General features: G+C 37.5%; 17 protein-coding genes. 3 read left to right on the top strand and 14 right to left on the bottom strand.

Going from position 1 to position 23,556, the window contains the following annotated elements:
• The 4 genes from O3793_RS01630 to O3793_RS01645 form a co-directional block, all read right to left on the bottom strand.
• Positions 1 to 1,590: a hypothetical protein gene (locus O3793_RS01630; protein ID WP_371445122.1), complete on the bottom strand. Its 1,590-nt coding sequence runs from the start codon at positions 1,588 to 1,590 to the stop codon at positions 1 to 3.
• A gap of 59 nt (positions 1,591 to 1,649) precedes the next feature.
• Positions 1,650 to 1,931 carry a hypothetical protein gene (locus O3793_RS01635; protein WP_371445124.1) on the bottom strand — a complete coding sequence of 94 codons (282 nt, stop codon included), beginning with the start codon at positions 1,929 to 1,931 and terminating at the stop codon, positions 1,650 to 1,652.
• A gap of 3 nt (positions 1,932 to 1,934) precedes the next feature.
• Complete coding sequence (locus O3793_RS01640; protein ID WP_175814825.1) at positions 1,935 to 2,477, bottom strand: NUDIX hydrolase; 543 nt, start codon at positions 2,475 to 2,477, stop codon at positions 1,935 to 1,937.
• 112 nt (positions 2,478 to 2,589) lie between these two features.
• Complete coding sequence (locus O3793_RS01645; RefSeq protein WP_371445126.1) at positions 2,590 to 4,722, bottom strand: peptidoglycan D,D-transpeptidase FtsI family protein; 2,133 nt, start codon at positions 4,720 to 4,722, stop codon at positions 2,590 to 2,592.
• Between the two features lie 177 nt (positions 4,723 to 4,899).
• Here O3793_RS01645 and O3793_RS01650 point away from each other — a divergent pair, with 177 nt between their 5' ends.
• Complete coding sequence (locus tag O3793_RS01650; protein ID WP_371445128.1) at positions 4,900 to 7,488, top strand: YfhO family protein; 2,589 nt, start codon at positions 4,900 to 4,902, stop codon at positions 7,486 to 7,488.
• Positions 7,489 to 7,515: 27 nt separating this feature from the next.
• Here O3793_RS01650 and O3793_RS01655 read toward each other — a convergent pair whose 3' ends face one another.
• Positions 7,516 to 8,124, bottom strand: coding sequence for a superoxide dismutase (locus O3793_RS01655; RefSeq protein ID WP_048713210.1), 609 nt, complete (start codon positions 8,122 to 8,124; stop codon positions 7,516 to 7,518).
• A 174-nt stretch (positions 8,125 to 8,298) separates the two neighbouring features.
• Here O3793_RS01655 and O3793_RS01660 point away from each other — a divergent pair, with 174 nt between their 5' ends.
• Positions 8,299 to 9,603 carry a DEAD/DEAH box helicase gene (locus O3793_RS01660; RefSeq protein ID WP_371445131.1) on the top strand — a complete coding sequence of 435 codons (1,305 nt, stop codon included), beginning with the start codon at positions 8,299 to 8,301 and terminating at the stop codon, positions 9,601 to 9,603.
• Positions 9,604 to 10,034: 431 nt separating this feature from the next.
• Here O3793_RS01660 and O3793_RS01665 read toward each other — a convergent pair whose 3' ends face one another.
• The 7 genes from O3793_RS01665 to gndA form a co-directional block, all read right to left on the bottom strand.
• A complete protein-coding gene (locus O3793_RS01665; RefSeq protein WP_371445133.1) occupies positions 10,035 to 10,826 on the bottom strand; it encodes a DUF1189 family protein in 792 nt (263 codons plus the stop codon).
• A gap of 618 nt (positions 10,827 to 11,444) precedes the next feature.
• A complete protein-coding gene (gene zwf, locus O3793_RS01670; RefSeq protein WP_371445135.1) occupies positions 11,445 to 12,905 on the bottom strand; it encodes a glucose-6-phosphate dehydrogenase in 1,461 nt (486 codons plus the stop codon).
• Positions 12,906 to 13,078: 173 nt separating this feature from the next.
• Complete coding sequence (locus O3793_RS01675) at positions 13,079 to 15,628, bottom strand: MBL fold metallo-hydrolase (protein WP_371445137.1); 2,550 nt, start codon at positions 15,626 to 15,628, stop codon at positions 13,079 to 13,081.
• 103 nt (positions 15,629 to 15,731) lie between these two features.
• Positions 15,732 to 17,129 (bottom strand): ATP-binding protein, encoded by a 1,398-nt coding sequence (locus O3793_RS01680; RefSeq protein ID WP_371445139.1) that lies wholly within the window; start codon positions 17,127 to 17,129, stop codon positions 15,732 to 15,734.
• A gap of 61 nt (positions 17,130 to 17,190) precedes the next feature.
• Positions 17,191 to 17,886: a response regulator transcription factor gene (locus O3793_RS01685; RefSeq protein ID WP_371445141.1), complete on the bottom strand. Its 696-nt coding sequence runs from the start codon at positions 17,884 to 17,886 to the stop codon at positions 17,191 to 17,193.
• A 197-nt stretch (positions 17,887 to 18,083) separates the two neighbouring features.
• The gene (locus O3793_RS01690; protein ID WP_371445143.1) at positions 18,084 to 19,289 is read right to left on the bottom strand and encodes an excalibur calcium-binding domain-containing protein; all 1,206 of its coding nucleotides are present in this window, start codon (positions 19,287 to 19,289) and stop codon (positions 18,084 to 18,086) included.
• Positions 19,290 to 19,411: 122 nt separating this feature from the next.
• Positions 19,412 to 20,845, bottom strand: coding sequence for an NADP-dependent phosphogluconate dehydrogenase (gene gndA, locus O3793_RS01695; RefSeq protein ID WP_048783103.1), 1,434 nt, complete (start codon positions 20,843 to 20,845; stop codon positions 19,412 to 19,414).
• 208 nt (positions 20,846 to 21,053) lie between these two features.
• Here gndA and O3793_RS01700 point away from each other — a divergent pair, with 208 nt between their 5' ends.
• The gene (locus O3793_RS01700; RefSeq protein WP_160312863.1) at positions 21,054 to 21,182 is read left to right on the top strand and encodes a DUF4044 domain-containing protein; all 129 of its coding nucleotides are present in this window, start codon (positions 21,054 to 21,056) and stop codon (positions 21,180 to 21,182) included.
• Positions 21,183 to 21,252: 70 nt separating this feature from the next.
• Here the strand turns inward: O3793_RS01700 and O3793_RS01705 are convergent, their stop codons facing one another.
• Together O3793_RS01705 and O3793_RS01710 are read right to left on the bottom strand one after the other, a co-directional pair.
• Positions 21,253 to 22,071 (bottom strand): phosphorylcholine transferase LicD, encoded by an 819-nt coding sequence (locus O3793_RS01705; protein ID WP_371445145.1) that lies wholly within the window; start codon positions 22,069 to 22,071, stop codon positions 21,253 to 21,255.
• Positions 22,068 to 23,552 carry an oligosaccharide flippase family protein gene (locus tag O3793_RS01710; protein ID WP_371445147.1) on the bottom strand — a complete coding sequence of 495 codons (1,485 nt, stop codon included), beginning with the start codon at positions 23,550 to 23,552 and terminating at the stop codon, positions 22,068 to 22,070. The genes O3793_RS01705 and O3793_RS01710 overlap by 4 nt, the downstream gene beginning before the upstream one ends.
• Between the last annotated feature and the right edge of the window lie 4 nt (positions 23,553 to 23,556).

Below are 23,556 nucleotides of genomic sequence, written 5' to 3' on the forward strand. Positions count from 1 at the left end.
TTAATCTGCTTTAAGTTTATAGATACTTATTTCAGAATTAACTGTTTCAATTTCTTCAAAGTGCACGTTTTTTTGATAATGTTCTTTAAAAATTGTAATAATACGATTCATACTTCCAGAGTCTTTATACCAGAAGAAAATAATAATATTATTATTAACCGCTGAAGATAATAAATTATTTGTATCTTCAATTTCATATCTTTTTAGTAAGTTTGTGTACTGTGGCGAAAATGTTTGCCAATTACCAAGCGTCGTTGTATTAGAAACAACTTGATTCGTACGAATTCTGAACGTGGATAGCGATGGTTGTGCATTTACAAGCATTCCATACCCACCAAAAATAATAAGTTGATCTGGATGCTCTTCGACAACTTCATGATATGTCACATTCACGGAGTCATTAATTGTTGGGAACCAATACCATTCTTGATTCATAAATTCTAGCCATTTATAGCCTACCATTAGTAAAATTACTTGGGCACATAAAAATACGACTTTCTTTTTGAACCATTGTCTCTTTTCATAAAAGACAGGTGCATAAATTAAAAAGAACATTAAGAATGAGACCATCAATGGTAAGTACACTCTCTCTACTACCCTTTGTCGAACAAAAAGTGCACCTATTAAGATGAATGGAGTTACTGGTAATAACCAAGCCCAGATATTTTTCGGTTTAAAAATAATTAGCCACCCAACAAACAAGATGAGATACGCTACTAAAATAATATTTTGAAAATAATCATTGATAAACTGAGGAATATTAAAAGAATACTTCTCAGTAATCGAGCGAACTGACTGGATTTTTTCCAGCATTTCATTATTTAAAGCCTTCTTCTCAGCAAAAAGCCAATAAGTAGATGTTAATAAGTCATTTTCACTAATTCCGAGCTTTTCAAATTCTTCACGATGCTTTTCATAGTTAATTTCTGGAAAATCTCTTAAATTAGTACTTAATTCATTCCACTTAAGATATTCTTGTACATCTGGTTGAGTCATCGAATACACTTTGTTTGATACATTAATAGATAATACTATTCCTATAAGAATCAGCATTTCTTTCCATTTCTTGTTCTTTAGAATCTCGTAAATTAAGAATGGTAAGACTAACACGATTAAACTTGAGGCAATTTGTGGTCTTATTGAGACCCCTACTGCTACTGTCACTATTCCCATTACTAGAGACTGGTTAAACAAAAGTAAAATCCCTGCAGCAGCTACTAAATATGAAATGACAGAAAATGAAAAATACTTAATGAGCACACATTGCATAAGTAGTGTTAATGGTATCAAAACATATAATTTTTTCTTATAGAAGAAGTCGTTAAATATACTGATACTTCCACAATATGATAATACTAGAAAAATAAAGTAGATATTCCAACCTTGAAAAATCTTTTGTAAAGCAACAAGTAAAGTTGACAATCCAATCCCAACATATGGCAATAGCATATTTTCATGCGACAAAATCGTTTGATTAATCATGATGTCATCTACGACAGGATACTCAAAACCTTTTTCCCAAATATACGCATAAAATAACACAAATGGAATAAGCCATAATGCTATTCTAATTCCTTTATTTAGTTTCATTTACTAATCCTCTTTATATACATATTAACTATATCATTTTTTATGTTTTAAAACCATGTTTAAAAGAACATTTGAATCGCAAGTATAATGATTAAAAGAACCACCACTGAAACTAGCCACACATTTAAGAAATGATTGTATTTTCGAAGGCCTGATTTTGGAGTACGGTGTACTTGTACACTTTCTTCCTCACGTTCAGAATGAAAACCTTCTTCTCCTTCAAAAGACGACAAACGACTGTCCCTTCGCTCTCTCTGCTCGTCTAGTTCTTCTAACTCTCGATTCTGTTTTTCTAATTGTTCTTTATACGATTTTCTCGTTAATAAAGGTTCATTTGGCATTGATTATTCTCCTTTATGCATCCAAGCATATTGTGCTGCAATAATCGTCTTCGCATCCGCAATTTCGCCTGCTTGGATTTTTTGCATCACTTCTTCTAGTGGCATCCATAAGATTTCAACAAATTCATCTTCGTCTGCAGGTTTTGCATCTTCTTTGACCGTCACATTTTTTGCTTGGAATAATGTGATTTTCTCATCGCAAAATCCAGGGGTTGAGACCATTTCCATCATCTTCACCCATTCCTTTGCAACAAGATTTGTTTCTTCTTCTAATTCACGTTTTGCGGCTTCTAGAGGCACTTCTTCCTTCGAGTCTAATTTCCCCGCTGGAATTTCTAAGAAATGCATTTCTAATGGCTTTCTATATTGACGAACAAGCAACATCTTTCCGTCACGAATGACAAGCACTGCTACTGCTCCTGTATGGAATACGAGGTCCCTCGTAGAAGTTTTCCCATTTGGTAGTTCCACGATATCTTGTGTCACCGTAAAAATGCGTCCTGAATATTTAACATCTCGTTGAATTGTTTTTTCTGTAAAGTCCATAATTTCGCCTCCATTTTGCTTTATTATAATTGGTTTTAAGCATTTCAACAATTGATTTTACTAAACTTTAATGACAAAAAACTGAGCGGCACAACGACCACTCAGTTCCTTTTTAACGTCGGTTATTTTGTTGTTGTCGAATTTGTGAGTTTACAGTCGCTTCATTCGTTTGTGAAGAACTATTTGTTTTTGCGAAGTACGCATCATAAACTTGTTTAGCCACTTTGGCAGCATAGTCAGATGGGTATCCATCTTTGAAGTACGGAGCAACAACAGCTACTACGATTTCTGGATTATCGTATGGTGCATACGAGATGAAGGTTGAATTTTCAACGGCTTCATTAGTATATGCTGGATTTGGTCCCGAATAGAACGCTTCGGTAGTCCCTGTTTTACCAGCGACTTGTGGAGAATACGTTCTGAATGTCGTAGCAGACGTTCCGTTTTCACCATGCGTTACACGGTATAGCCCTTCTTTAATATGATCCAAGATTTCTTTACTTACTTGAATCGAATTCATAATCTTCGTTGGAACGACATCTTCTAAATTACCAATGCCACCACTTGGACTTGTTTCATGAATTTCTTTTACTAAACGTGGGGCAATACGTGTACCACCATTAGCAATGGTAGACATATATTGTGCTAATTGCAGCGGTGTATATAAGTCAAACTGACCGAACGCAAAGTCAAGTGCTGAGAAGGCATTGGCTGTACCACCATTATACCCCTTTCCTTCATTTGGAAGGTCAATCCCTGTACGAACACCAAGTCCGAACTGCGCGTAATACTCACGGAGTTTGTCAAATAGGCTTAGATTAATATTTAAACGTCCGCCTTTTTCGTACGTTGTTTGTCCACCCATCTTCATCGCCAGTTTAATCATATAAACGTTTGATGAACGTTCTAAGGCATCTAAGTCTGTTAATTCCATTTTACCATTACGGTTAAACCATGAACTCTTTGGTTTAGACGCTTCGAATTCAATTGGTTCATCGACAATCGTATTATCCTCAAGCGTGATTGCTCCATCCATATACCCTGATAGGACGGTTGCTGGTTTTACAACAGACCCCATTCCAAATGAGTTATTGATGGCACCAAGAGCATCGTCTTCGACACCCGTTGAATGAAAGTTTTCATCAAATTTCTTTTTCTTCCCTGTAATTCCAAGAATGTCTCCATTTTTTGGATTCATTACAACGATATACACACGGTCCGCAGCAGGATCCGTCATCTCTTCAACAGACTTCTTTGCAATCTCTTCAATTTTCTTTTGGAATTCAGTATCAATCGTTAAGACAAGGTTTGACCCGCCTTTACCTGGATACGTTTCAGTCGTATTCACCACTTCACCTTTTGTATTGGTTTGTGATTTTACAACTGTCTTCGTTCCGCTAAGCACTGTTTCATATTGTTCTTCTAAATAGCTTGTTCCAACACGGTCATTGAGTGAGTAGCCTTGCGCTAGAAGTGACTTCACTTTATCCGAAGGAAGCCCCGTCTTTTCGGACGATACCGTTCCAAGAATTGTCTTCAACATATCGCCCATTGGATATTCACGATCCCAGTCAGAATCAACGTCGACCCCGCGAAGCTCTCCAAGGCGTTCACTGATTTTAGCGACCTCTTGTTCTGTGACGCCTTCATTTTTCAGTGTCACTGTTGATAAGGCATACGCACTATTCATTTTCGTGAAAATAGCAATCACTTGTTTTTCGGCATCGCTATAATTTAATTCGTCGGCAGGAATATGTTCCAATTGCATTTCATACGTTTTACTCGTCGAGAGATTCTCTTTCGCGATTCTCTTCTTCTCTTCTGCTGTTAGAAGGCTATCGACTTTGTCAGGGTTTGTCGCTACCCAATAGTCTTTCAAGTCACGTTCTTTTAACTCGGAAGCATCCACAGAAATCAATGTTGTTAATTTCTTAGCGGTTTCTAACATCGTTGACGCTTTAACATCTGCAGGTCTTGTATAGTTAATAGCGAGTTTTGGTTTATTTCCCACTAAAATACGTCCTTGGCTATCGTAAATCGATCCACGCGGAACTGATTTTTTAGCAGTGGTTGTCTCTGTACGTTGTACGAGCGCAACAAACTCGTCTCCTTTGACTAATTGGATATACGCCAAACGGCTAATTAAGGCAATAAATGAAAAGAATACAATTAAAAATAATAAATTCAAGCGAAATGGAATATGTGATTTTTTCTTTTTCTTCTTTAATTTTCTTTTAGTAAGCATAATACACTCCATATAACATCTAGTAACTCATAACAGTATACCATAAATCTCGCCCTAATCTGTATAAAAAAGGGGTTAGAAAGTGGTTAAGTTTTTTTTGCGTTCAAGACTAATTTTTCGTGCAGGCTCCGCGTTTCCATGCTATGCTAACAGTAACGACTAGAAAGGAGGACTACCATGGAAAAGACGATGACCAAGAAGAGATACTATACGCTCAGCATTTTGATTCCAGCTGTGATGATTTTAGCGATTTTTCTACTCTTTACAATCACCCCATTTGGAAATCGAACATGGCTAACCATCGACCTTGGGCAGCAATATGTCGACTTCTTTAGTTACTACCAAGACACTCTCTTGCATCATCCAGAGCAATTCTTCTATAGCTTCTCGAAGTCTATTGGCGGAGAAATGGTAAGTTTATGGGCGTACTATTTGTTGAGTCTGTTTAATCTTCTCTTTTTACTCATTCCTCGCTCGGCCATCGCCATGGGTGTCTCTCTTCTTATTTTCTTGAAACTCGTTTCTTGTACGGTTAGCTTTTCAGTATTGCTAGATGTGAAATTCAAACAAAGAAATTGGACGACGCTTCTCTTTGCACTCTCATACGGATTTATGAGTTATCTTTCAGCCAATCAATTTAATGTGATGTGGTTAGATGCCCTCATTGGCCTTCCACTCATCGTCCTTGGCGTGGATGCACTCTTACAAAAACGAAATCCATTATATTATGTACTTCCTTTATCACTCACTATTTTGAGTAATTACTATACTGGATATATGATTTGCCTATTCTTAGGTCTCTATTTCCCGTATGCCTATTTAATGATAAATGATTCCTTCTCATGGAAGAATTTTATAAAACAGTTTGGACGCTTTATCTTTTATAGTGTCCTTTCCGTTGGACTCATTACAGTCATTCTACTTCCAACATTTTATAGCCTACTTGGAAGTAAAGGGACAGCGACTACCATCGCTTGGAGTCTAAAGTCTGAATATAATCCACTGCTCATGGCTTCCAAGCTCTTTATCGGTAGTTTCGACTTCCATGAAATGCAAAAAGGCTATCCAAATATTTTCGTTGGCAGCCTGGCAATGTTTAGTTTCCTTTGCTACTTCAAAGAGAAAAAGATTGCACTATTCCAACGTCTTTACGCGCTATTCATTACAATTGTCATCCTTATTAGCTTTAACATTGAGATGTTTGATAAACTGTGGCATGCCGGGCAACTACCAAATTGGTATTCATATCGCTTCTCATTCCTCTTTAGCTTCTGGATGGTCTTTCTAGGCTACCAATGGGCACTGAAGAAAACAGCTGTTGGGATTCATGAGACATTTGTGTATTTCTTCCTTGTATTAGCAACAAGCATTGGTTTTATTCTCTTCCCTCAAGACTACCTACAAGGCTGGCAAATCGCGCTTGGGTTCGGGCTCTCAATGGGAATCTTGTATGGTCTGATTTTAATCGGACGCGGAAAAAGAGCGCACCAAAAATTCCTAATTTCATTTGTAGTGATTGAACTGCTCTTAAACAGTATCGTCACCTTATCCAGACTGGGGTATGTCATGAATTCTGAATTCACGGCTTATCAATCGTCATTAGCAGACTGGTCTACCGTATTACGCCCTGCGGAAAATGAATTTTATCGCAGCGAGAAAACGATGCTTCGTTCGAAAAATGATAGTCTTCAAGTTCCAACGTACGGCGTATCCCATTTTTCATCCACCTTTGAAAAGGAAACAGAAAAGTTCTTTGATGCGATTGGAGTTCGTCAAGGAACCGCCTATGTCAATTACAGCAATGGTACCCTTCTGACGGATGCCTTACTGGGAATCAAGAATACCTTTATCGAAACCACAGATGCCACTTACAACGAACGCTGGGAACGAAAAGACTTGGAAGATTTCTCAACAATCGCGAACTTTGACGAAGGACACATTGTCACAAATCCAAACGCCCTCTCGATTGCTTATCCGATGAAAGCAATCCTGAAATCGATGAAGGTGCCAACAAACCATCCGATTACGATGCAAAACCAATTGGCAAACGCGCTTAGTGGAACAACGAGCCCAAAAAATATTTTTACAAGAGTTTCTTACGAGACGACTTTCAAAAATATTAGTGACTCACCTGTCGTGTATCAACGAATTCAACTTAAGGACAACACTCAAGTTGGAACAATTACACTGACCTTTACTCCTGAAACCAACGATCCGATTTACTTAGAAATGGCGGGAACGATGGGTGAAGAAGATTTGGAGATGATGCTAAACGGTGAACCATATGCCTTTTATCCGGTTCAATCAAAACCCGTGCTTCTTAGCGTCGCCAAGAACCAAAAAGGACAACCACAAACCCTTCGCATTACCGTTAAAGATGATGGCTTTGAGTTTTCTAAACTCAATCTATATTCATTAAACACTACTCTATTAAACGAGCGATTAGAGAAGACAAAAGCACAAGAGCTAAAACTGGAAACTTTCTCTGCTACTCATTTTGTAGGAACAATGGAGGTCTTCGAAGACTCGACTGTTCTCACAACGATACCATATTCAACTGGATGGAAAGTATGGGTAGACGGTCAAAAAGTAGAAACATACAAGATTTTGGATAGCCTTCTTGGATTTACAATTTCCAAAGGACCTCACCGAATCGAATATCGTTATACGACTCCATTCTTACTGGAAGGCAGCCTTGTGAGCCTTGCTTCTCTTCTGTTACTCAGCCTCATTCTATATAAACGCAAAAAGACCGATGCTTCTTAGGAAACATCGGTCTTCGTTATTTACTGATTATTTAGCAGCTTCAAAACGACGAGCTACTTCATCCCAGTTTACAACATTCCAGAATGCTGAAATGTAGTCTGGACGACGGTTTTGGTAGTTTAGGTAGTATGCATGTTCCCATACATCTAATCCTAATAATGGAGTTTTACCTTCTGATAGAGGGCTGTCTTGGTTTGGAGTAGAAACAACTTCTAATTTTCCATTAGAAAGTACTAACCATGCCCAACCTGAACCAAAGCGAGTTGCTGCTGCTTGTGCGAATGCTGCTTTGAATTCGTCGAAGCTTCCGAATGCTTCGTTGATGGCTGCTAATAAAGCACCTTCTGGAGCTTTTGCACCATCAAGAGATAATTGAGTCCAGAATAAGCTGTGGTTTGCATGTCCGCCACCGTTGTTGCGAACAGCTACACGGATATCTTCAGGAACAGCGTTTAAATCGCTAATTAATTCTTCAACTGTTTTTTCGAATAATTCAGGGTGTTTTTCTACCGCTGCGTTTAAATTTGTAACATATGCATTGTGATGTTTGTCATGGTGGATTTCCATTGTACGTGCATCAAAATGTGGTTCTAATGCGTCAAACGCGTATTCTAATTTTGGTAATTCATAAGTCATTACTAAATTCCTCCTAAAATTAAATACAGTTATGAAAACTGTTTCTTTCTTTAATCATCATACCACCCAACAAACACGATACGCAAAAATTATGCCCACCCTCATGGCTCCACCCTTAGCATGAATTTATGATATAATAATCCCGCTACATAGAGAAAGAAAAGAGATGAAAACATGAAATTTACAGATTACGCATTACAGCCATACTTGCAAAAAGCATTGGCTGACTTAAAATTTACACAACCAACACCTATTCAAGAACGCATTATTCCTCTTTTATTAAAAGGAGAATCTGTGATTGGTCAATCGCAAACCGGGAGCGGAAAGAGCCATAGTTTCCTATTACCACTTATCAACAAAATTGATCCTAACCGTCAAGAGTTGCAATTAGTGATTACTGTTCCAAGCCGTGAACTCGCAGAACAATTAACCGCAGTTGCTTCACAACTCATTTCATTTAGTGATACAGAAATCTTATTAGAAAAATGTATCGGTGGCACCGACAAAAAACGTCAAGTGGCTAAACTAACGCAAACACAACCACATATCGTGATTGGGACTCCTGGTCGTATTTTCGATTTAATGCAAGAGAATACGCTCTTCGTTCAAACCGTTCAAATGATGGTCGTCGATGAAGCGGATATGACATTTGACTTAGGGTTCTTAGAAACTGTCGATGAAATCGCATCTCGTATGCCAGAAAACTTACAAATGTCTGTTTTCTCTGCAACGATCCCAGATAAAATTAAACCATTCTTGAAGAAATACTTGGGCAATCCAAAGGTGATTCAGATTGAGAACACACAACTCGTTTCACCAACGATTAAAAATCAATTACTAGTCACAAAGGCACAAAATCCAATGGACGTTCTTCGTCAGTTACTTGTAATGGGTCACCCTTACCTCGTTCTTATTTTCGTAAATACGAAACAAAAAGCAGACGAAGTGACAAAAGACCTCCGCAGCCATAACTTCAAAGTGGCAACGATTCACGGAGATATCCCTTCAAGAGAACGTCGTCGTGTGATGAAACAAATTCAACAAATAGATTATCAATTCGTTGTCGCAACAGACCTTGCTGCACGTGGAATTGATATCGAAGGAGTTTCTCATGTCATCAACTTAGAAATTCCTGGCGAATTAGAATTCTTCATTCACCGTGTCGGTCGTACTGGACGTAATGGTCTTGAAGGAACAGCCATCACCTTCTACACACCAGATCAAGAACAAGCCATTCAAACATTAGAAGGAAAAGGCATTTCTTTTGAAACAGTTGAATTGAAAAATGGCGAGCTTGTAGAAAGTTATGACCGCTCTCGTCGTGAAAAACGTAAAAACACGCAATCTAAAGACTTAGATCCTCGCCTCAAAGGCATGATTAAGAAAGCGAAGAAAAAAGTAAAACCTGGCTACAAGAAAAAACTTGGGCAGGAGATCCGTCAAAAACAACGCAGACAAAATCGTACAAAAAATAAATAATAGAGACATCTTCATTATTTCAGATTACTTCGAATCCTTACGGATATCTTCATAGTAATAGTGACGAGGCACCAGCTCGAGCCTAAGGTCTCTCGCCTTTAAATCCTCAAAGGGGACGTATGGAATTATATTCCTACGTCCCCTTTGCACAGTGGTTGAATGGAACGAGCTTCGCTACATGTAACTCACTCGTTCCTATTCAACTTTGTGGGGGAAAGAAAACGAAATGGCCAAAATAGAGTCTTCTATTTTGGCCATTTCTGTCTTTCTCCCTCGTTTTAATGCAACTTCCCGTCACTATTACTATAGAATTCGTATATTTCTTCGTAATCTCAGTTTAGAAATTTAATCTCTGCTATTTATTTTTTGTGGATTTTGGCTAAAGAAAAACTCTTAGAAACGACTTGTTCGTGGTTTCTAAGAGTTATTTTTTATTGGTTTTTGTTTTGCTGAGCGATGAATTCTCGCATTCCAAGAAGCCAGTTGAAGGTCGATGTTACTAGTAGGTACATAAACATCCCTACTCCTCCGCCGATGCCTAACACGCCAATCACCATATAGATGGTTGCTGGTAGGAACATTGCAGCAATCGTTAACTGTTTCGATACAGTTGGATGCATTTGAATATAGGCTCTCATAAATAAGGCTGTTAATAATCGTACGATAAAACTAATTAGAATCATCAATACATACATCATTAAAGTATTATAAATGAAGCCAAATACTAGTACCCCGATAAATACTAACCACAGCTTCGACTGGAATTCTTTAATAAATTGTTGCACATTTTCTTTACTGAATCCATTTAAGCCTTCATAAGAAAATTTTGAGGTATTAATGATGGTGTCTACAACAATATGGTCTTGTAAAATCCCGATGGATGGAATCCCTTGACTAGATTCAGACGTCACATCATTGTCCGTTGACTTTCCACTAGGGTCGAAGACGATATTAAATACATCCGAACGGTAAACAAATCCCGTATTGTCTCCAGCCGACAACTTTCCATCTTGAATCGAGAGATCAGGGAACTGTTTTGCAACGATGCCTAAGTTCGTATTCATGCTTGCGATATCTTTTCCGGCACGAATAAAGCCAGGAATTGAAACGAGTAATACGAGTAGGAAAAAGATTCCTTTTATTTTTTTCAGTGGATTTTGTAAAATCGTCCAAATTTTATTTGGTTTTAAAATACTTAATTGAATAAAGTCTCTAATCGTCATGTGCGCCTCCTATATAGAGAACAGTTTACAGAAAAAGAACGACCTTTTCAAGAAAACGGGGTCGCGCGAAGGAAATGATTAATAGAATGAATAAAATAATTACCCCTAAAAATCCTTACGGATTTCTTTTATAGTTGCAGTAACGTTACACCGGTTCGAGCCTTTCTGTCTCTCTCCTTCGAAGATTCAAATGCGGAGTACAGGATAAATCCCTACTCCGCATAATTCTCTTTCGATGTTTTTCACGTTACTGCTACTATAAGAAATCCTCGGCTTTTTAGGAATGGCTTTACATCATTCTCTTCGCTTTTAAAAAGGAGATAATTGTGCTGTCTACAATATCTTAGAGAATTCTTTCATAGTGGCGGTAACGTTACACCGGTTCGAGCCGTTTCGTCTCTCTCCTTCGAAGATTCAAATGCGGAGTACGGGATAAATCCCTACTCCGCATATTTCACTTTCGATGTTTTTCACGTTACTGCTACTATAAGAATCCTCGGCTTTTTAGGAATTCCTTTAAAATCTTTTCTTCGCTTTTTATGAAGGGAAAATTGTGCTTTCTTCACTTTTCTTAGAACAAAAAAAGACTAGGTTTCACCTAGTCTTAGCTGTATGTCATTAGTCGCGGTCAACCCACTTGCGTCCATCACGTTCGATTAAATCGTAACCTGATTGTGGTCCTTTGCTTCCAGCAGCGTAGTTTGGAAAATCAGCTGCAATTTCGCTATCCCATGTTTGGCGAATACTATCCACATATTTCCAAGAAGCAGCTACTTCTTCCCAATGCGTGAAGTTTGTCATGTCACCTTCGATACAGTCAAGAATTAAGCGCTCATACGCTTCAGGACTGCTCATCGCGAAGTTCTCATCAAAGATTTTCTCCAAGTGACTTGTTTGGAGCGCGATGGTATTTCCAACGGCTTTCGAATTAATCACGAAACAGAATCCTTCACGTGGAGTGATGTGAATTGAAATACGGTTTGATGGACAACCATCAATACCACAGAACAATGGAGAGCTTGCTTCTTTGAAGACAACATCAATGATTGTTTCCTTTGAATGAAGACTCTTACCTGTACGAACGTAGAACGGAACGCCTTCCCAACGTTCATTATCGATAAATACTTTACCAGCAACATATGTTTCCATATTGGAATCATCTGCCACATTGGCATCTTCACGGTAGCCAGGTTTTAACCCATCTACAGAAGGTCCATATTGCCCACGGACAAAGTTTTTGTTCACTTCTTCGGCAGTTGTATAAGGGCGAAGTTGTTCTAACACTTTGATCTTGTTTTTACGAACATCTCCAAATGAAACTGGTGGTTCCATCGCCACTAGGGCTAGAATTTGTAGAATATGATTTTGCACCATATCACGTAAAGCACCACTTGTATCGTAGTAGCCCCCACGTTCTTCCACGCTCACTTGTTCTAACAGTGAGATTTGAATATGGTCGATATTCTCTTTGTTCCATAATGCTTCGAATACTCGGTTCGCAAAACGGACCGCAGAAATGTTTTGAATCATTTCTTTTCCTAAATAGTGGTCGATACGATAGATTTGTTTTTCCTCGAATGATTGACGAAGTTGATTGTTTAATTCTTCTGCAGAAGCGTAATCTTTCCCGAATGGTTTCTCGATGATCAGTCGGTTATAGCCGTTCTCAGTGATTAAACCTTCTGCTTTTAAATGCTCTGTGATCGTTCCAAAGAAAGTCGGTGCCATTGCTAAATAGAAGACACGATTGCCTTCGATTTGATACTTGGCATCTAATTCTTCTGAAAGTTCTTTTAATACGACATAATGATGTGTGTCAGTAACGTTATGAGGTTGATAGTAGAAATGAGAAAGGAATTGATTTAATTCTTCTTCTGACTTCACTAATGACTGAACAGATTGTTTTACAACATCTCTGAAATACTCGTTAGTCCACTCTCTACGTGCTGTCCCAATCACTGCGAAATGATTTTTGATAAATCCTTTTTGAAATAGACGGAATAACGCTGGATAAAGCTTACGATGAGCTAAATCGCCTGTTGCTCCGAACAGTGTAATGAGTACATTTTGTTCGCGCATGAGTTGTCCTCCTTGAATAAAATACGCAAGCAAATCGCCTGCAATTAATAAAATACTACTTTTCTAGTGTAAGTTATAAGTGTAGAAATGTAAACTATAAAACGCTCCCTTTCCAAAGAAAAGGAGCGTCGTTTTTTTAGCCAATCTCATTTGCATCTGTAATTTCAGATGTCTTATCTGGAATTGATTGGAATCGTCTTTTGTTCTGTTGTAGGCTCTGCCGTTGTTGATTCAACGGTTGTTTTCTGTGTTGTCTTCTCTTGAGTCGTTTCCTCAGCAGTTGTTGTTTCTGTTGTAGAAGTAGTTGTCGTTGTGGTTGTAGTTGTTGTCGTTACACCATTAGGTAACCATCTACCTTCCCCATCGACTTTATAGCCATCAGGAGTTGTTCCATTGCGAAGCATTGCACCACTTGCTTTGAAGTAATACCATTCACCTTTTTCTTGAATCCAACCAACTTTCATTGCTCCAGAATTATCGAAGTAATAATCATCTCCAGAAATTTCCTGGATTCCTGTAAGCATTGATCCAGTTGTCGGAAGTAAGAAGTACCATTTACCAGCTTCTTTATACCAGCCTTTTAGCATTGCACCGCTTGCTTGATAATAGTGATAAGCACCATCATGCCATTTCCAGCCAGTTTGCATTGCTCCAGAGTCGTTAAAGTAATAATATTTACCAGAAACTTCTTGTTGTCCGGTAACCATTTTCCCTGTTTCCGGATTTAAGTAATACCACTTACCAGATTCTTTATACCAGCCTTTTAGCATTGCACCGCTTGCTTGATAGTAATAATACGCTTCATCATGCCATTTCCAGCCTACAGCCATAGCACCAGAATCAACGAAGTAGTAATTCACTTTATCGATTTCTTTCTCCCCAGTGACCATTTCTCCGTTTTCAGGATTTAAGTAATACCATTTATTTCCATCTTTCAGCCAACCTTTCTTCAAGGCTCCGCTCTTAGCGTAATAACGATATTTTCCGTCAATCCATTTCCAACCAGTTTGCATGATTCCTTCTTCGTTCAAGTAGTATTTTTCACCATCTACTTCTTGATCTCCGGTTAGTTTCTTGCCCTCTTTACTTAAGAGATACCATGAATCACCGTCTTTCAACCAACCAGTTGCCATTGCACCTGAACTTGCAAAATAGCGACGGACTCCATCGACTTCTTTCCATCCAGTTTGCATCACTCCAGATTCATCGAAGAAATACGTTTTTCCATCAATTTCTTTTAATCCAGTTACTGCAACATTATTGTTATCGAAGTAATACCATTTACCATTGACCTTCTTCCATGCAGAAGCTTGATCATTCTCAACTAGCAGTTCTCCACTTGAAGCAAACAGCATTTTCTTGCCATTAAAGGTTTGCCAACCTGTAAGCATCTTTCCGTCTTTATCAAATAGATATTGATTGTTTCCGCTAAAGGCTAATTCATTCTGTCTTCTCGTACCATCAGACTGAATATAATACCAAGCACCTTCATGCCAGAACCATCCAGCAGATTGTCGTGAACCATCTGCATGAACATAATAGTATTCTCCTCCCTTTTGCGGATTCCAACTATCATTCGTATAAATCCATCGACTTGTTTGCATTTGTCCTTTTCCGTTGAAGAAATAGAACTTGCCATTAATTTCATGCCAACCAATCGCCATTTGATCATCTGCTAAGCGATATTTCCAGAAACCATCTTCTTGATACCACTGAGCTTTTACTGTTGGAATATTTGGAAATGCATCAGAAATATTCTTGAAGCCATTATTAGAGATATCAAATACTGTTGCATTTTGAGTTTTACTTGAACTATGAATGATTTGAATCCCTTTTTTCTGAATATAATCTTTCGTAGAAGAAACATTAATATCCGCACCTGTTGTTTGTACAATCATTGTCGGTGAAAGATTATTAATAAAGTTGATAGAGTTAGATATTTTGGCATCATAGTGATGATTCCATTTCATCAAATCGACTTTCCCAATCTGAGGACCTAACTTGTCTTCACCGCCTTCAGCGTTATCAAGGTCTCCTCCAAGATAAATTTTTTGTCCATTAACTGTAATAACCGCGACAATAGAATTCGAATTATCATCTAATACTTTCTTCAATTGTCCATCTGGACCATATTCATTTTTGTAGTTATATAACTGAATATCCATGTCTCCTAGTTTAAAGTGACTGTCTTTATCAGAAATATCTTGTACAAGTTTTACTCCCTTTTCTTTGGCAGCTTTTAGTGCATTGTCATAATTATATAAATTATCCCAAAGTCCCCAAGAAGCTTTAATTCTCTGATCGGAATACTTTTTCAAATAAAAAGTATCTACTGGAAGTCTATTTAGTACTTCATCCGCACCACCAATATGGTCACTATGCACATGAGTCCCTAAAATAAAGTCTAATTTTTGAACACCTACATTTGATAAATGACGGAACAAGCGATCTTCCAATACTTGATAGTTACGAATAGCAATCCCAGCTCGCATTGGATATAACGGATTACTTCCGTCTGGAAAATCAAAATCTTCTCCCATATCAATTAATGCAAAATGACCATTACTTTCTAGAAGAATGGCATCACTTCCGGTATTTGCTTTCGTATTAATAAAGTGAATTCTGTTCACACCAGTTTGTGGAACAGTTTCTGCTTCAACTTTTGCACCCAGACCGAGCGCAATAAATGCTCCCAAGGCTACTGCCGTTTTCGCTTTTTTCATTATAAAGCCCCCATATAACTTGTTAAATATCATACTTTTTAATTATACAGAAAAAAAATAAAAAAAGATACAAAAAAATTAAACTTTTTGTATCTTTTCTTCATTATTTTGCAATTGGTAATTTCACCTTGAATAATGACCCATGATTGAGTCGTGAAGTCAGGCTAATTTTACCGTTATATCCTTCGATTAATTCCTTGGCAATCGAAAGCCCCAAACCATTTCCTCCACGTTCTCTTGAGCGAGCTTTATCGACGCGGTAGAATCGTGAGAATACTTTTTTCTTATCTTCTTCTGTTAATCCCATCCCGAAATCCTGAATGCCGATTTCGACCGCTTCCGTCGTTGGAGATAGACTAACAATAATCTCTTTTCGATCTGTTGAATATTTCACGGCATTATCGAGTAAGATGATAATGACTTGTTCGAAGTGATTGCGATAGATTGGAGAGATAATCTCCTTCTTCGTATCGATATCTGCGATAAACGTAAAGTCTGGATAGAGTATTTTGAAGTTCGTTACAATCTGTTCTAAAGTCGCAACGACTTCCGTTTTGGCATCTTTATATTGCTCTCTTACTTGAGGCGCACGCGATAAATCAAGCATCTCTTGAACGAGTGTCTTCATGCGCTTGATTTCCGCTAGAGAGGCCGTGAGCGACTCTTCCAGCACTTCTGGGTCATCTTTCCCCCAACGGTTTAAAAGCTTCAGGTGCCCTTCTACAATCGCGACAGGCGTACGTAATTCGTGAGACACATCTTCTACGAAATGCTTTTGCTGTGCAATATAGAAACTAATCTTATCTAGTAGCTCGTTGAATTGTTGGGACACAATCGCAAACTCGTCATTTTTCTTTGGAATAATCAGACGTTTCGTTTCGATATTTTCTTCATTGATTGAAGCGATAATATCATGAATTTCTTCAATTGGTTTGGAAATAAGTCGCGAAATGAAATACGCAAGCCCAATGGAGACAAGGCCTTCCATCACAATTAGCTGAAGGAATAAAAAGCGCAATTGTTTTTTTAATTCCGCCAGTTTCATCATTCGGTTGGTTACTTGTAGGTGGCCAATTAAGACACGAGTATTTCTGGAAAGAATCGGCATCATCACTTGCACACTTTCTTCCCCGGTCGATAGCGTCACATATTGAGCCTCAAGCTTACTCGATACTTGTGGACGGTCTTGCCATTGTTGCGTTTGGAATAATAGTTCCTTACCCGTATCAAAGACACGAATATTCAGTTCTTCATTCATTGGATAAAAACTACTATTCTTTTTATACACTTGGTTTTGACTCAATTCATATTGCTCTGCTTTGTTTAGAACACTAAGAATATCTTCACTTGTTAACTTCTCCGTTTTTTCTGATAACAAATCCGCGATAACTTGAGCATACACCACGGTCTGTTTTTTTTCATTCTCACGAAGGCCAATGATCTGACCCTCAATCAAAATCGCAGTCAATACAGCTAATAACGCAAAAATGGTGGCCGACATCACCCACCACCATTTTTTTGCTACCGATTTATGTTGGTTTTGGTCCTTCATATGTAGCTCCTCAGCTTCTCATTACATATCCAGTTCCACGAACGGTTTGAATATAACTTTCTCGTCCTGGTACATCAATTTTATTACGGATATAACGAACGTATACGTCAATCACATTTGTCTCGACTTCGTTCTTATAGCCCCATACTTCTTTTAATAACACTTCACGTGAAAGAACAATATCAATGTTTTCCATCAGTAATAAGAGTAATTCATATTCTTTCTTCGTTAAATCAATGACTTCCCCTGCACGACGAACGACGCGGTTTTCCACTTCCACCACAAGGTCGCGATATTCCACTCTTGTTTGTTTCACAACTCGAGATTGTTCTTCCATTTGCAAGCGTCTAAAGAGTGCACGTAATCTTGCAAGGATTTCTTCGATTTCGAATGGTTTCACGACATAGTCATCTGCCCCTTGATCAAGCCCTGCAACACGGTCCATCACTGAATCGCGCGCTGTCATAATGATGACTGGCGTTTGTTTTACCTGGCGAAGACGACGAACGACTTCTAATCCATTCATTTCTGGTAACATTAAATCTAATAAAATAGCATCCCACTGCTCATCAATTGCTGCTTGTAAACCGCTGCGGCCATCTGAGCATACTTTTGTTTCATAGCCTTCATGCTTTAATTCTAATTCGACAAAGCGACTTAAATTTCGTTCATCTTCAATAATTAAAATACGTTGATTCGCTGGCATTATAAGACTCCCTTCTCTATTCTTTCCTAACACGTTTATCATATCATATTCATAAGATTCTTAACAGAATTTAATGAAATTTTCTGTCAATTATCTTCAATTCAATATTCAAGATTAACTTATAAGTTAATCTTGAATAAAAAAGAACTAATCTACAGAGCAGATTAGTTCTTTAATATATATAATATCCGTTCCATTTATTGAACTTGTTCTTCAGTAGTCGTTTGTACTGTTGTTTCAGGTACTGCTTCAGCTTTTTCAATAGGAATTAGTTCTGTTGTAGTAGACACTTTCGGTAACTCTTTCCAAATCCCCTCTTGATCAACATAGTAACCGTCTGGAGTTACTGTATTTCTTAGCATCGCACCTGACTTGTCAAAGTAATGCCAGCCATCACCTAATTTGATCCAATCTGTCTTCATTACACCGCTGCCGTCAAAATAATACGTTGTGTGATAAACTTGGTACAAACCTGTTACCATTTTTCCATTTTCAGCTAAATAGTACCACTTATTATTTTCTTGATACCATCCAGTCTGCATTGCACCACTACTCTTGAAATAGTAATAACCATCAGCTATCCATTTCCAGCCTGTTTGCATTGCACCACTATCCGTAAAGTAATACTTAGTTCCACCAATTTCTTTTAGGCCTGTTTCCATTGCTCCTGATCCATTTAAGAAATACCAAACACCACTAATTTGTTTCCATCCTGTTTGTAAATACCCATTTGAATCAAAGTAATACCAGACACCACCAGATTGTTGCCAGCCTGTTTGAAGGGTTCCTGATGAACTAAAGAGGTAACGATTGTTTCCAATTGTTTGCCAGCCTGTAACCATTCCACCAGAACTATTTAAATAGTACCAAGAACCACTCAAATATTTCCATCCTGTCTGCATATACCCATTGTTATCAAAGTAATACCAGACATTACTAATCTGTTGCCAGCCTGTTTCCATTGCTCCTGCTGAATTGAAATAGTACCAAGTACCACTTAATTGTTGCCACCCAGTTTGCATTACACCTGAGCTATTAAAATAATACCAAATACCACTGATTTTCTTCCATCCAGTCACCATGACATAATTTTCGTAATAATACCATTTACTATCAACTTGTTCCCAACCAGTAGCTTTTACTTTGTTTAATGGTTTCCCGTCTTCTCTACGCGAGCGATATTGGCCACCCGATTTAAAAATCTCACAGGCTGTTCCATCTTTATCACGATCAAGATGCCCCGCATATCCCGGTTCCCCAACTAAAATATCCCCATAACCTGCAGCCCATGCTTCTGAACAATTTCTAAAATGAACTGTATCTGCATGAACAGTATTTTCTATCGGTAAGATAAAAGATACTAAAACTGCAAAAAAACAAATAATTACTTTTTTTAATTTCATACCTAAACTCCTTTTCAAAGTGATAACTTCATTATAAATGAAACCGTTATCCTATTCAATCGAATATTGTAAGTTCATCAAAAAAGCCCTAGCCAAATTGGCTAGGACTTCGTCATTTGTAATTATTGTTCAATCTCTTTTTCTTGAGCCCATTCGAAGTGGAATGTTCCTGGTTTGTCTACACGGTTGTAAGTATGTGCACCGAAGTAGTCACGTTGAGCTTGAATTAAGTTTGCAGGTAATGTTTCTGAACGGTATGAATCATAGTATGCTAACGCACTTGAGAATGTTGGTACTGGGATACCAGCACGAACAGCCGTTACAACAACATCACGAACTGCATCTTGGTAAGATTCCGTTACATATAAGAAATACTTATCTAATAATAAGTTTTTCAATTGAGGATCACGTTCGAACGCATCTGTAATCTTTTGTAAGAATTGCGCACGGATGATACATCCAGCACGGAAGATTTTTGCGATTTCTCCGTAGTTTAAGTCCCAATTGAACTCTTCGCTTGCTACACGCATTTGAGCAAATCCTTGCGCGTAACTCATAATTTTAGAGAAGTATAATCCTTTACGAACTTGTTCGATTAAAGCTTGACGTTCTGAATTTGTTAATTCAGGAATTTTAGTTGCTGCTAATTCTTTACTTGCTGCAACACGTTCTTCTTTCAATGTTGAAACGAAACGCGCAAATACAGATTCAGTAATTAACGGAAGTGGCACACCTAAGTCTAATGCGCTTTGTGAAGCCCATTTACCAGTACCTTTATTTCCAGCAGTATCCATGATTACGTCAACCATTGGACGACCTGTTTCAGGATCTTTCTTCGTTAAAATGTCCGCTGTGATTTCGATTAAGTAGCTATCTAATTCGCCTTGGTTCCATTCTTTGAATACTTCAGCGCATTCTTCTACAGATAATCCACCTACACGACGTAGGATATCGTAACTTTCAGCGATTAATTGCATATCACCATATTCGATTCCGTTGTGAACCATTTTTACATAGTGGCCTGCTCCGTTTGGTCCGATGTAAGTTACACATGGAGCGCCATCGTCTGCTTTAGCAGAGATTTCTTCTAAGATTGGTGCTACTAAGTCATATGCATCTTTTTGTCCACCAGGCATGATTGAAGGTCCTTTTAGGGCTCCTTCTTCCCCACCAGATACACCAGTACCGATGAAGTTGATTCCTGAGTTTGCAAGTTCTTCATTACGACGCATTGTATCACGGAAGAATGTATTTCCTCCATCAATTAAAATATCGCCTTTATCTAAGTGTGGAAGTAAACTTTGAATTGTCTTATCTGTTGCTTCCCCAGCTTTAACCATTAATAAAATTCTTCTTGGTTTTTCTAGAGACTCTACAAATTCTTCAACAGAGTATGTTGGAACTAATTTTTTATCTGGATGTAGAGCAATCACTTCGTCTGTTTTTGAAGTTGTACGGTTGTAGATTGAAACGCTATAGCCACGGCTTTCGATGTTTAAAGCCAAGTTACGTCCCATAACAGCCATACCCACGACACCAATTTGTTGTTTTGACATGAAACTTCCTCCAATTTGTTTTATTTAACACATCTATGTTATCAAAAATCACGCTTTTTTGAAAGGCATTTGAATGCTTTTCTTTTACTAAAGCTCTTTTTCATTTCACTCATTTTCACTCTTAGAAAACCTTTTAACATTTAACTCTAGTAATTCACATCGATTTACGGTAAACTATTACCGAGCAAAGAAAAAAGGAGCGATTTTGTTGGCAAAGAAAAAACGTAATCTTTCAACAGTTGAAAAAATTACACGTGTTGTAGCCGTATTAATGTTAATCGGTACACTCGGCGCTATCATCTTACAAGTAGCCTTAACTGCAATGAACTATAAATAAACGAAATACCGATTGGAATCTCCAATCGGTATTTCTTATATTATATGGTTTCTTGTGATGATTTTTAATCTTATTCACCAATCCAATAGTTCTTAGCTTCACCCGCTACTTGCTGCGTTGCTGGAGGTGGTGTCATATAATCTTCTCCGAATTCATAAACGAGAATTTCATGATACTTTCTTGGAACTTTTAGAACTGTATCTTCATACGCCATATCAATTGTATCATACAACCATTCTTTCTTGATTCCTTTCGGATAGTAAGAATCATATACTGTACATGCAAAATCAGAAGAATTATCTCCGCTATATTTTTTTGCCAATTCCTCAATCTTAAAATTCCACATTTGAGGAGAAGTAAATCTGAAAATAGCCGATGCAATATATCGCGGAATATTTTTTAAACCACCATTCGTAATTTCAATTCCTTTGAAATTTAAAGATGAAAGTCGTAAGAAGTTTTTGTACTGTTTCATTTTTTTACGGTCAGCTTCTTCTGTGACTACCCCATCATATGGGAAAATATCCACACAAGTGCCTAACACAACACTCTTATCAATTAGCTCAGCGTCACGACGAGTACGAATATCATAAACTCTCATATAGCTAAATGGATATCCTGGTGTTTCTCTAAATGAAATCAAACGATAATATGGATGTTGTTCTTTTACAAGGACTTCGTATAAACGTTCAAATTCATCACGTGCTAATGAAATATCTGTATCATCATCCCATGGAATAAATCCACCATGACGAACAGCCCCTAACAACGAACCAAAATCTATAAAATATTTAATATCATGTTTTTCGCAAAGTTCATGTAAATATTTTAAGATATTCAATTCTACCTCTTTAATTTCATCTAAACTCATTACTCTTTCTTTTGTCATGATTTAGCTCCTATTTTTAATTTTGATAAAACACCTTTTAAAATTGATTGATATAAATCATCTTTTGCAATCGCCAAAGCAATTAGATAATAAATTACTGAACTAATGACCGTCAAACCAATGTTTAGTAATAATTGTTTATCCACTACTTGTCCATAAGGAACAAAATGATTTACAACAAATGCAATTGGGACAAAACCTAATGATAAAACAATATATCTCTTAAGCATATGCAGAATCGGTTTTACTCGGACCAATTCCATATTTCGAATAAACACATATTCTAGCAGTAATAAAACAATTTCTGCTGCCATTGTCGTAATAATGTAATACTCTGGAGCTGTAACTCCCGTAAAGAATAAGACACTATTTAGCAACAAGTTAATTCCACCACCGACGAAATAAAGAATGGTTAATCTCTCCTCATAACCATTTACAAGAATAACTTGTGTTCCGAAAATAATTTCTAATGCCCAACCGATTGTACGAATGGCAAAGAGCACTGTACACATTCCAGCAAAAAAGTATTTTTCTCCACCGTATAATAAAGTTACTGGTATTCCGACGGACGCTAACCCAACACAGATAGGAACAAGGAAGAAGAAAAAGGCTTGACTTCCTTTATTTACCAAATCTTGATAAGCTTTTCTATCCCCTATTCCAAGATAGTAGCCAAGCCTTGGAACACTCACACTCACGGCTCCACTAACGACTCTTGCCAAAAGGGTTGCAATATTATATCCCGTAACATAGTAAGTAACATTTTCTACAATACCGATTTTAGATAAGAAAATTTGGTCCAAATACGTATACAACATATTCGCATTTGCAATTAATAATACTGCAAATAATGGACTCATCATTTTCATCATGTCTTTTGCATGAACCCTAACAAATTTGACTTCTCGTTTGATCCATACAAAACTTGCAAGGAAATTTATTAACGTAATTACAGACATGACAATCGTATACGGAATGATGTCCTCTGCTTTCTTAACGAACATGAAGACCGCCACTAGCATTAGGATACGAATCACTAAAGTCTTATAAAAAATAAATTTATAGTTTTCAAAAGCCTCGTTTAACCACTCAATATAAAATAATTGAGAGAATAATTGAACCCCTAAAATGTAGTATAAATATCTCAAATCCGGCGTTTCAATTGTGAAACTAACATAAATATAATAAATTATTGTAGTCGCAATCGTACAGATTAGTGAAATATAAAAGAGCTGACTGAATACTTTATTAATCTTGTCTCGATCATTCTTTACTTTACTAATCTCACGCATCCCGTAATTGTAAATTCCAAGCGTAGCGAACGGAATAAATAAATTTAATATTGTATTGGCAACGTTAAAATTACCAAAATCCTCCTTACTCAGCACACGCGAAATATACGGTCCCGTGATTAGAGGAAAGACAATATTCAGTATTCGCACAAGCATATTCGTTAATGCGTTCAGCTTAATATTTTTCATATAA

Origin of the sequence: Granulicatella sp. 20925_1_28, assembly GCF_041433575.1 — a bacterium.
Taxonomy (GTDB): domain Bacteria; phylum Bacillota; class Bacilli; order Lactobacillales; family Aerococcaceae; genus Granulicatella.

What these genes read in the sequence shown, in the direction of transcription:
- O3793_RS01640 (WP_175814825.1), bottom strand. Translation starts at nt 2,477, where the DNA reads ATGGACTTTACAGAAAAAACAATTCAACGAGATGTTAAATATTCAGGA.
- O3793_RS01685 (WP_371445141.1), bottom strand. Translation starts at nt 17,886, where the DNA reads ATGCCAGCGAATCAACGTATTTTAATTATTGAAGATGAACGAAATTTA.
- O3793_RS01655 (WP_048713210.1), bottom strand. Translation starts at nt 8,124, where the DNA reads ATGACTTATGAATTACCAAAATTAGAATACGCGTTTGACGCATTAGAA.
- O3793_RS01650 (WP_371445128.1), top strand. Translation starts at nt 4,900, where the DNA reads ATGGAAAAGACGATGACCAAGAAGAGATACTATACGCTCAGCATTTTG.
- O3793_RS01630 (WP_371445122.1), bottom strand. Translation starts at nt 1,590, where the DNA reads ATGAAACTAAATAAAGGAATTAGAATAGCATTATGGCTTATTCCATTT.
- O3793_RS01705 (WP_371445145.1), bottom strand. Translation starts at nt 22,071, where the DNA reads ATGACAAAAGAAAGAGTAATGAGTTTAGATGAAATTAAAGAGGTAGAA.
- O3793_RS01665 (WP_371445133.1), bottom strand. Translation starts at nt 10,826, where the DNA reads ATGACGATTAGAGACTTTATTCAATTAAGTATTTTAAAACCAAATAAA.
- zwf (WP_371445135.1), bottom strand. Translation starts at nt 12,905, where the DNA reads ATGCGCGAACAAAATGTACTCATTACACTGTTCGGAGCAACAGGCGAT.
- O3793_RS01660 (WP_371445131.1), top strand. Translation starts at nt 8,299, where the DNA reads ATGAAATTTACAGATTACGCATTACAGCCATACTTGCAAAAAGCATTG.
- O3793_RS01690 (WP_371445143.1), bottom strand. Translation starts at nt 19,289, where the DNA reads ATGAAATTAAAAAAAGTAATTATTTGTTTTTTTGCAGTTTTAGTATCT.
- O3793_RS01675 (WP_371445137.1), bottom strand. Translation starts at nt 15,628, where the DNA reads ATGAAAAAAGCGAAAACGGCAGTAGCCTTGGGAGCATTTATTGCGCTC.
- O3793_RS01710 (WP_371445147.1), bottom strand. Translation starts at nt 23,552, where the DNA reads ATGAAAAATATTAAGCTGAACGCATTAACGAATATGCTTGTGCGAATA.
- O3793_RS01645 (WP_371445126.1), bottom strand. Translation starts at nt 4,722, where the DNA reads ATGCTTACTAAAAGAAAATTAAAGAAGAAAAAGAAAAAATCACATATT.
- gndA (WP_048783103.1), bottom strand. Translation starts at nt 20,845, where the DNA reads ATGTCAAAACAACAAATTGGTGTCGTGGGTATGGCTGTTATGGGACGT.
- O3793_RS01635 (WP_371445124.1), bottom strand. Translation starts at nt 1,931, where the DNA reads ATGCCAAATGAACCTTTATTAACGAGAAAATCGTATAAAGAACAATTA.
- O3793_RS01680 (WP_371445139.1), bottom strand. Translation starts at nt 17,129, where the DNA reads ATGTCGGCCACCATTTTTGCGTTATTAGCTGTATTGACTGCGATTTTG.